Origin of the sequence: Martelella sp. UBA3392 (genome assembly GCF_002358775.1) — a bacterium.
Taxonomy (GTDB): domain Bacteria; phylum Pseudomonadota; class Alphaproteobacteria; order Rhizobiales; family Rhizobiaceae; genus Martelella; species Martelella mediterranea.
Window position 1 is genome coordinate 1 of record NZ_DEPM01000153.1, and the last position, 7,757, is coordinate 7,757.

A 7,757-nucleotide genomic window follows, 5' to 3' on the forward strand; every position below is an offset into this window, starting at 1 on the left:
CTGCGAAAAGGCTTCCATCCCGGCTGAACGCCGCGTGCATGAGCTGACGGACGCTGAAGTCCTTCAGATCCGCGAAGCGATCGATCGCGATTACATGGTTGAAGGCGACTTGCGTCGCGAGAACTCCATGAACATCAAGCGCCTGATGGACCTCGGCTGCTACCGTGGTCTGCGTCATCGTCGCGGCCTGCCGGTTCGCGGCCAGCGCACGCACACCAATGCCCGCACCCGCAAGGGCCCGGCAAAGGCGATTGCAGGCAAGAAGAAGTAAGTTTTACGGGACATTTCGTTCCGGAAAGAGCCGGCGGGTTTGCGCCGGCTTTCTGCGTAGATGGCTGGGCCTTCAAGGGGCCGGTTTGCGGTGAGGCGGGAGTGCCGCCGCGATGAAACGGATCAGGAGGGTTTTCGTCCAAGGCGAAACTTTCCCGGTGGAGCCGCTGGCGTTACGGCGGTGTCGAGATCAACGAAAGGAATACCATGGCCAAGGAAGCCACCCGCGTTCGCCGTCGCGAACGTAAGAATATTTCGTCGGGCGTTGCCCACGTGAACTCCTCGTTCAACAACACGATGATCACCATCACCGACGCTCAGGGCAACGCGATTGCCTGGTCGTCCGCTGGCGCCAAGGGCTTCAAGGGCTCGCGCAAGTCGACGCCGTTCGCTGCCCAGATCGCCGCCGAAGACTGCGCCAAGAAGGCTCAGGAACACGGCATGAAGTCGCTGGAAGTCGAAGTCTGCGGTCCCGGTTCCGGTCGTGAATCGGCTCTGCGCGCGCTCCAGGCAGCCGGTTTCGTCATCACTTCGATCCGCGATGTGACGCCGATCCCGCACAATGGCTGCCGTCCGCGCAAGAAGCGTCGCGTCTAATCATCTGTCAATTTGCTCCGGTGGTCTCGCAAGAGGTCCCGGTTCTACGAAGGTCGGCCGTCACGATTGGATAGTGCGGCGAACGAAAGGTAGAAATCATGATACAGAAAAACTGGCAGGAACTGATCAAGCCGTCGAAGGTGGAATTCACCTCGAGCGGCCCGAAGAAGGCGACGCTCGTCGCCGAGCCGCTGGAACGCGGCTTCGGCCTGACACTCGGCAATGCGCTGCGCCGCATCCTTCTGTCCTCGCTGCGCGGCGCTGCCGTGACCGCGGTTCAGATCGATGGCGTTCTGCATGAATTCTCGTCGATCCCCGGCGTTCGCGAAGATGTCACCGACATCGTCCTGAACATCAAGGAAATCGCCATCCGCATGGAAGGCGACGAGGCAAAACGCATGGTCGTGCGCAAGCAGGGCCCGGGCGTTGTCACCGCCGGCGACATTCAGACGGTTGGCGATATCGAGATCCTGAACCCCGATCTGGTGCTCTGCACGCTGGATGAAGGCGCTGAAATCCGCATGGAATTCACCGTCAACAACGGCAAGGGCTACGTCCCGGCCGAGCGCAATCGCGCCGAAGACGCGCCGATCGGCCTGATCCCGGTCGACAGCCTCTATTCGCCGATCCGCAAGGTCTCCTACAAGGTTGAGAACACCCGCGAGGGCCAGGTTCTCGACTATGACAAGCTGCTGATGACCATCGAAACCGATGGTTCGGTCACCGGCGAGGATTCGGTCGCATTTGCCGCCCGCATCCTGCAGGATCAGCTTTCGGTCTTCGTCAATTTCGAAGAGCCGCAGAAGGATACCGAGGAAGACGATGTCACCGAACTCGCCTTCAACCCGGCCCTTCTCAAGAAGGTCGACGAACTAGAGCTTTCGGTCCGTTCGGCCAACTGCCTGAAGAACGACAACATCGTTTACATCGGCGATCTCATCCAGAAGACGGAAGCGGAAATGCTGCGGACCCCGAATTTCGGCCGCAAGTCGCTGAACGAGATCAAGGAAGTGCTGGCCTCCATGGGCCTGCACCTGGGCATGGAAGTGCCGGCCTGGCCGCCGGAAAATATCGACGACCTCGCCAAGCGGTACGAGGATCAGTACTAACACGTCATACTGCAGGTAGATGCCTGCAAGTGAAGGAGAATAGCAATGCGCCATAAAAGTGCAGGCCGCAAGCTGAACAGAACGGCAAGCCATCGCAAGGCGATGTTTGCCAACATGGCCGTCTCGCTCATCGTTCATGAGCAGATTGTCACGACGCTGCCCAAGGCCAAGGAAATCCGTCCGATCGTCGAAAAGCTGATCACGCTCGGCAAGCGCGGCGATCTGCATGCCCGCCGTCAGGCGATCTCGCAGATCAAGGACGTCGACGCCGTCAAGAAGCTGTTCGACGTTCTGGCCTCGCGCTACGTCGACCGCAATGGTGGCTACACCCGGATCATGAAGGCCGGCTTCCGCCACGGCGACAACGCCCCGATCGCCGTCATCGAATTCGTTGACCGCGACGTCGACGCCAAGGGCGCCGAAGACAAGGCCCGCGTGGCCGCCGAAGCCGATTCGGAAATGGAAGCCGCGTAAGCAGCGCTTTCAGTTGATATAAGTTGAAAAGCCGGGTGCGAGAGCGCCCGGCTTTTTTTCGTTAGTTGGGGCCGGATTTGGTTCCGGTTTGTCACATCCGTCCGGTTTGCCTGCACTGTGGAACCTGAATCATGACGACAGAGACAACCGTTCTCAAGCGTAAGCCATATGAGCCCTTCGTGACAGCACGAGGTGATCAAATGACGTATCACCTGCCCGTGGAAAGTGGCTTTCGGTCATTAATGTTCACGTTTGTTATCACAGCAGATCAACTCGCGGTCCTCGAGGCTGACGAAGAACGGTATTACTTCTTGTTCGCGATACTTCATCGGCGATACCAAATGCAAAGTCCTGCTTTTGCCCCCAAGACTGACAGGCATTTTGATCTCGTCCTGTTTGGAGCTGTCGCAGAAGTGGAGCGGTTGCTGAATTTGGAAGACGCAGAAGGCCATGGTGCGGTGTCAAACCTCATTCGGATAACCATGGGGCGGGATCAACAGCGTATGCGGAACGGAAACTGGTTCTTAAACCAATAGAACCTGCGGCCAGACCGGACGTAACATCCTTTCATTCATCACCCCGGCTCAAGGTCAGAATGACGGAGAGAAGAACCAGGGGAAGGTAACGCGCCACGCCAGACGTTATTTCGGAATGTGGATCGTCGCACGGATATGCTTCAGAAAGGCGACGATGGTGAAGGTCATGATGATGACCAGCGTCCAGGAACTCCATTTGCCGATGTGGACGGTCGACCACGCGCCGAGCTGATCCGGGTATTGCCAGACCGAGAAGAAGGTCGAGATGTTTTCGGCGAGCCAGATGAAGAAGCCGATCAGCACGAAGGCGAGCAGCATCGGCATCTTGCGGTCGCGATCATAGGGACGGAAGATCACCGTGGCGCGGGCATAGAGGCCGATGGCGAGCGCTGCGATATACCAGCGATAGTCGCCGATATAGTGGTGGGTGAAGAAGTTGAGGTAGATCGCCAGCGCCACCAGCGTCGCCATCCAGTAGGGCGGATGGTGGATGATGCGGACATCGAGGATGCGCCAGGTCTGAATGATATAGCTGCCGACGGCGGCATACATGAAGCCGGCAAACAGCGGCACGCCGAGAAGCTTGGTATAGGCGAAGTCCGGATAGGCCCAGGACTGGATCGCCCCCGATGTCTTGAACGCCTCGAGCGCAAAGCCGACGACGTGAAACAGGCAGATCGCCCTGAATTCGTCCATCGTCTCCAGCCCGAACCTGATCATCGCGAACTGGATGGCAAGCGCGATGATCAGCAAGAGATCATAGCGCGGAATGCCGGCGAGACCAGCGCGCGGCACGGCAAAGATCGCGATGAAGAACAGGCCCGCAAACAGGCAGGCGCGCGCCTCCTTGAGGCCGAAGAACAGGAACTCCACGCAGAAGCGGCGAAAACCCCTGAGCGCCGGATTTGGCGCGATATCGGTCAGCCACCGGTCGGGCGACCATGGTTTTATGGTTGTCGCGAAATCCGTCATGTCCCCTCGCGCTTTCATATCGCTGGCACGTTTACCGAGGGGAGGGGCGATATTATGGCCTGGATTTGGCGGCGCGCGTTATCCCGCCACCCGGCTGTGAGCGGCGCGCTATTTCGCGCCCTTCTGCATCCGCGCCGCCTTCTTCCTCGCGCGCCTGCGTTCCATGATCGCGGGCCGCGCGAAGCGGTAGCCGAGCAGCAGCACGGCGATCGCGATGTAGAGCATGATCTCCGGGCCGATGACCTTGCGCGACATGGCGAAGTGGAGGGTGGCGAGCGCGGTGATCTCGTAGATGAAGGAATGGATCAGGATCCAGCCCCTTTTCAGCGTGCGGATCGACCAGTTGTTGGAGGTGACGGCGAGCGGGATCAGCATGACGAGGGCCATCATGCCGAAGGTGATGAAGGGCCGCTTGATGACATCCTCGATCACCATGGAAACGTCCATGCGCTGGTCGAGCACGAGATAGACCAGGAAGTGGAAGCAGACGTAATAGAAGCCGAGCAGGCCCAGCGCCCGGCGGTAGCGCATCAGGTTGATGTCCGCGAGATCGCGCAGCGGCGTGATGCAGAGCGTCGCGAGGATGAACCGCAGCGCCCAGATGCCAAGAACATGCTCGAAGGTCTTGACCGGGTCGACGCCAAGCTGGTTGGTCGCGCCGAGATAAAAATACCAGACGGCCGGCGCCAGACCGAGCGCATAAAGCGCCCAGACGGAAGCCGGGCGCCACCACTGGGTTTTGGCGACGGGGCGTTTTCTGGCGGTTATATCGGTCATGGGCGGATGCTCAATAGTTGGCCTTGAGGTCCATGCCCTTGTAAAGGCTCGCCACCTCATCGCCATATCCGTTGAACATCAACGTCGGAATCCGCTCGCCGCCGAAGAAGCCGCCGCCTTCGCCGATCACGCGTTCGGAGGCCTGGCTCCAGCGCGGATGCGGCACGTCGGGGTTCACATTGGCATAGAAGCCGTATTCGTTTGACTGAAGCAGGTTCCAGCTATTGGGCGGCTGCTTGTCGGTCAGCGTCATTCTGACGATCGACTTGATGCCCTTGAAGCCGTATTTCCACGGCACCACGAGGCGCATCGGCGCGCCGGACTGGTTCAGAAGCGTCTTGCCGTAAAGCCCGACGGCGATGATGGTCAGCGGGTGGTTGGCCTCGTCGAGGCGGAGCCCCTCGACATAGGGCCAGGGCATCGGCTGGCCGAAGCCGCGCTGACTCGGCATCTGATCGGGGCGCACCACGGTCTGGAAGGCGACATATTTCGCCGAGCCGGTGGGCTCCGCCATATCGAGGATCGACTTCAGCGGAATGCCGACCCAGGGGATCACCATCGACCATGCTTCCACGCAGCGCATCCGGTAGGTGCGGTCCTCCAGCGGAAACTTGGTCAGCAGGGTATCGATGTCGACCCGCTGGGGCTTCTGCACCATGCCGTCGATCTCGAAGGTCCAGGGATAGGGCTGGAAATCGCCGGAATTGCGGTAGGGGTCTTCCTTGCCGGTCCCGAACTCGTAGAAATTGTTGTAGTGGGTGATGTCCTCGTAGCTCGTCACCTTGCGGTCGGCGGGGGCGGGGATCGGGCCCTTCACCGTTTTCAGCGCTTCGCCCTGCGTGAGTTCCTCGCCGGCGGCGAAGGCTCCGGGAGCGGCGGCAAAGGTGGCGCCCGCCGCAAGGCCTGCCAGAAGGGTGCGGCGCTTAAGGTAGATATGCTCCGGCGTGATCTGGGATGCGGGGATATGCGGCGGCTTGTAAGCGGACATCGAAATGTCTCCCGTAATGTTCGTCATGAACTGTTACGTTGGAAGATCGTCGATAGTTTCAGCTTTCACAAGAAACTTTCCGACCACATTTTTGTGTATCGGGCGTGAGGCCGGGGCGGGATTGCCCGGCAAGGGCTGTGCCTGCGGCTCAAGTCGATTGTTGTTTTTCACCCGCCTCGGGCGGCGAAATGCCGTCTCCCAGAAGCTCCTCGACAAACCATGCCGCAAACTGCGCGCGGCCGGAAACGCCGGCCTTGGCATAGATCCGGGTCATCTGGGCGCGCACCGTGCCCTGGGCCGATCCCCGAAGGCGCGCGATTTCCGCCAGATCGATGCCCTTCAGGGCGAGCATGCCAACCTCCCGCTCCGCCGCCGTCAGTCCCCAGACATCGAATTGCGTTTCGATGATGCGGACGAAATCGCCGCGGGCGATATCGAGCGCGCGCCCTTGGGCTGCCATGCGTTCAAGTGTCAGCCGAAGCTGCCAGCCGGCCATGAAGATGCCAAGCACGAGAACGAACGCCGTCAACGCCTCGATGACCGACTCGGCATTCACCGGGGCGTCCGCAAGGTCCCGAACGGCATCGGCGACGAAGAACAGCGCCGCCACGCTCTGCAGCATCATGAAGATGGCAAGGGCGACCGACTGCGACCGCCCTTGCCGTGTCGTTTTTCGGGTTTTCGTCAACGCGGGGGACCCTTGATCATCGGGCGCACAAGATTTCTCCGGAGCGCATAGCTTTCGGCCGCAACGCCTGCGACATGAACGAGTGCCAATATTAGCATGAGATTGGCCGCTGTCTCGTGGATTGCTTTAACGATCTCGCCCGAGGTCCCGGAGGCCTCGTCGCCTTTGCTGTCTCCCGCAAGTATGGACCAGTCGCCCTGTTCAACTGCGGCGCGCTCCTGTGCGATGGTGATTGGTGTTTTCGCGTCGGTCATGATCAGCCCCGTCGCGATCACCGTGGCAAGACAGGCCCAGAGCGCATAGACCATGATCGCGCCGGCCGGGTTGTGCGAGGGATATTCCTTCGGCTTGCCGCGCACCAGCGAGAAGAGATGCGAGACCGCCGCGCGCGGATCAGGAAGGAAGGAGTTGAACCGGGCTTCCCTTGGGCCGATGAACCCCCAGACCAGGCGAATGACCAGCACAGCCATCGCGATCCAGCCGATCCAGATATGAAGGGTTCCGCCCGGCTCTGAAATCAGGCCGTTGATGATGACGGCGGCGGCGATCAGCCAGTGACTGAGGCGCACCACCGGGTCCCACGGGTCGGGCGGGGCAATCGCTGCCCCGGTCCCTGTTTGTCTACCGGCGGACATTTCAGTCCTTCCCGGAGATTCTGGCGATCGCGCCGGTCTTCGGGTTGATGTAGACTTCGTGCATCTTGTTGTTTTCATCATAGCACTTCGCCTCGATCATGCCGCCCTCGGCTTCGAAGCCCTTGAGATCGCAGCCTGCCTTTTGCAGTGCGGCGGCGGCATCCGTCGGGTTGGTGCCGACGATATCGCCGACGGCGGGCATTGCGAAGGCGGCGACTGGGGCAGCAATGAGCGAGACCGCGAGAACCATGGAACGGATCATGATAATTTCCTTTCTTGGGAAGGCGCGCCGGAAGTGGAGCGCAACAACCCCGATCTGCTGCTCGAAAGCCTCCCCGTCCATCTGCTTATGGCTGAGCCGGGCCCGCGTAAGCGATTGCTTAGGGCGAAAACACCGGTTTTCTGACTAACCGTACCGGAGAGTACCGTTTTGCCGCCAACCGATAGTGACAGCCCGTCCGATATGGGTTACCACCATCACAAGCGGCGATGCCTGCCTGTGATGCAGGGAGCACATTGAGGAGGACCGGATCGGTCATATGTGCTGAACGCCGGATTTAAGAAAGGAAGCCCCATGCCTGCCTATCGTTCAAGAACGACGACCCATGGTCGAAACATGGCCGGCGCGCGCGGTCTCTGGCGCGCAACCGGCATGAAGGATGGTGATTTCGGCAAGCCGATCATCGCCGTCGTCAATTCTTTCACCCAGTT

General features: G+C 60.2%; 11 protein-coding genes. 5 read left to right on the plus strand and 6 right to left on the minus strand.

All coding sequences use genetic code 11. From position 1 onward, the window contains the following. The 5 genes from rpsM to B4E36_RS11530 form a co-directional block, all read left to right on the plus strand. Window positions 1-271, plus strand: a 271-nt coding sequence (gene rpsM / locus B4E36_RS11510) for a 30S ribosomal protein S13 (protein ID WP_345900372.1), incomplete at its 5' end; no start/stop codon positions are given. Between the two features lie 206 nt (window positions 272-477). After that, window positions 478-867 (plus strand): 30S ribosomal protein S11, encoded by a 390-nt coding sequence (gene rpsK / locus B4E36_RS11515; RefSeq protein ID WP_018065590.1) that lies wholly within the window; start codon window positions 478-480, stop codon window positions 865-867. Between the two features lie 98 nt (window positions 868-965). Further along, a complete protein-coding gene (locus tag B4E36_RS11520; RefSeq protein ID WP_018065589.1) occupies window positions 966-1,976 on the plus strand; it encodes a DNA-directed RNA polymerase subunit alpha in 1,011 nt (336 codons plus the stop codon). Window positions 1,977-2,021: 45 nt separating this feature from the next. After that, window positions 2,022-2,450, plus strand: a complete 429-nt coding sequence (gene rplQ, locus B4E36_RS11525; RefSeq protein ID WP_018065588.1) for a 50S ribosomal protein L17 — start codon at window positions 2,022-2,024, stop codon at window positions 2,448-2,450. 131 nt (window positions 2,451-2,581) lie between these two features. Beyond that, on the plus strand, window positions 2,582-2,986 hold the full coding sequence (locus B4E36_RS11530; RefSeq protein WP_292055699.1) for a hypothetical protein: 405 nt from the start codon (window positions 2,582-2,584) through the stop codon (window positions 2,984-2,986). A 105-nt stretch (window positions 2,987-3,091) separates the two neighbouring features. Here B4E36_RS11530 and B4E36_RS11535 read toward each other — a convergent pair whose 3' ends face one another. The 6 genes from B4E36_RS11535 to B4E36_RS11560 form a co-directional block, all read right to left on the minus strand. Next, window positions 3,092-3,958 carry a DUF817 domain-containing protein gene (locus tag B4E36_RS11535; protein WP_292055698.1) on the minus strand — a complete coding sequence of 289 codons (867 nt, stop codon included), beginning with the start codon at window positions 3,956-3,958 and terminating at the stop codon, window positions 3,092-3,094. 108 nt (window positions 3,959-4,066) lie between these two features. Beyond that, window positions 4,067-4,735: a protein-methionine-sulfoxide reductase heme-binding subunit MsrQ gene (gene msrQ / locus B4E36_RS11540; protein ID WP_292055697.1), complete on the minus strand. Its 669-nt coding sequence runs from the start codon at window positions 4,733-4,735 to the stop codon at window positions 4,067-4,069. 10 nt (window positions 4,736-4,745) lie between these two features. Further along, entirely contained in the window at window positions 4,746-5,723 is a 978-nt protein-coding gene (msrP, locus tag B4E36_RS11545) for a protein-methionine-sulfoxide reductase catalytic subunit MsrP (protein WP_292055696.1), read from the minus strand. A gap of 148 nt (window positions 5,724-5,871) precedes the next feature. Beyond that, window positions 5,872-6,411 (minus strand): helix-turn-helix transcriptional regulator, encoded by a 540-nt coding sequence (locus B4E36_RS11550; protein ID WP_292055695.1) that lies wholly within the window; start codon window positions 6,409-6,411, stop codon window positions 5,872-5,874. Beyond that, window positions 6,408-7,046 (minus strand): cytochrome b/b6 domain-containing protein, encoded by a 639-nt coding sequence (locus tag B4E36_RS11555; RefSeq protein WP_292055694.1) that lies wholly within the window; start codon window positions 7,044-7,046, stop codon window positions 6,408-6,410. Before B4E36_RS11555 ends, B4E36_RS11550 begins: the two co-directional genes overlap by 4 nt. A gap of 1 nt (window position 7,047) precedes the next feature. Further along, complete coding sequence (locus B4E36_RS11560; RefSeq protein ID WP_292055693.1) at window positions 7,048-7,308, minus strand: PepSY domain-containing protein; 261 nt, start codon at window positions 7,306-7,308, stop codon at window positions 7,048-7,050. Between the last annotated feature and the right edge of the window lie 449 nt (window positions 7,309-7,757).